The organism is Vibrio sp. Vb0598 (assembly GCF_033338935.1).
Classification (GTDB): Bacteria; Pseudomonadota; Gammaproteobacteria; order Enterobacterales; family Vibrionaceae; genus Vibrio; species Vibrio alginolyticus.
Window position 1 is genome coordinate 1 of sequence record NZ_JAWOTP010000144.1, and the last position, 1,299, is coordinate 1,299.

A 1,299-nucleotide genomic window follows, 5' to 3' on the forward strand; every position below is an offset into this window, starting at 1 on the left:
CATTTGGGATTTGCAAACGAGCCGAAATGCTCTCCTGATTCCCCGATGCTTGGAGTTTTGCCTGACCAGCTTCTCCGACCTTTTTCGTCAATGGGTATGGGTATTCACTGGCTAATCGACCGAGCTGCGCCAACACATCCACTTGGTAAGTAAAACCCACATCGTTGAGCTGCAAGTCAATGTCCATTTGCCAAGGTGCATGACCGGAAACCAAGCTCAACCAACGTTCACCCAAATAAGGCTTGAGCGGCTCTACATCCCAATCACCTAAAGTATTGATGGTCACGTTGTAGCCTTGGTCCGCACTTTCGCCGTGGAAATCGAGTGAAATAGGCTGCGAGAGTAACTCTGCTGACAAGCCAGATGTCGTCACCACATCGTTGTCGAACTGAATGCGGCCTGTGGCTTTTTCTAGCGTCATTGGCGGCGCATCAATATCAACACGGTTGTCTTTCAAATCCGCATAACCCCAAGCTCGCGCGTCTTTTTCCATATCAAAAGGAATGTTGAGCTGGAACTCGGAATACACCGGGCCACTGACTTGCAAGGCCGTCAAAGCGGCACCAACCGAGTCAACCAGCGGCGTAGCCATCATGTAGTCGCGAACTTCATTACCTGGAGCTGTGGCTTTAGCTTCAATTTCGATATGGCCATCTTCAGCCAACTCCGGAATGCGCCCCGTGATGCGTTTAGCGTGAACGCCATTTAACGTCGCCGATTTGGAATCCAGATACATGGCGTCGTTTTCAAACAATAGATCAAGCTGCAAGTCGGTAATGGTTGGCCACGCAGTATCAAAACTGAATTTCGCGTCTTTTAAGCCAACCCACGCCTGGAACATGCCGTTGTGCTCTTTGTAAGGAAAATCTCCTAACTCGCCATACCATAGCAATTTGGCCGTGTTTACTTTACCGCCTTGAATGGCGGTCGATAGGTAATCCGTTAGATCTTGGCCTAATGCCAAGGTTGGCAAGTAACGCCAAGTTTCACCAGCGTTGTAGAGATCCGCCTCAGCATAAAACGATAGGAATGGGCTTTGCTCTTTAGGGAAATCGAGTCGAAATGCGCCCAACACTTGAAGGTCCGGAGTCGCAGCCGTGACTTTATCCGACCACAAACGCCAACCTGTCTCATCTTGCTGCCAAATAATGTCGACTTCGCCTTGCTTGATGTTCAATGGGGCTTGGAATACATCCCCGTACGGGAAAACATCATCAATGACCGTGACTTTCGCTTTCGCTTGCTTCAAGTCACCCGCAACGCTGCCTTGCACATGTTGAAAGCCCGGCAGCAGTTCCC

The 1,299-nt window shown here is 50.0% G+C and carries 1 protein-coding gene; it reads right to left on the reverse strand.

The window, feature by feature from the left end:
* Positions 1-1,299 (reverse strand): DUF3971 domain-containing protein (locus tag R7Q38_RS23615; protein WP_318114494.1); only part of this gene is annotated, 1,299 nt, incomplete at both ends.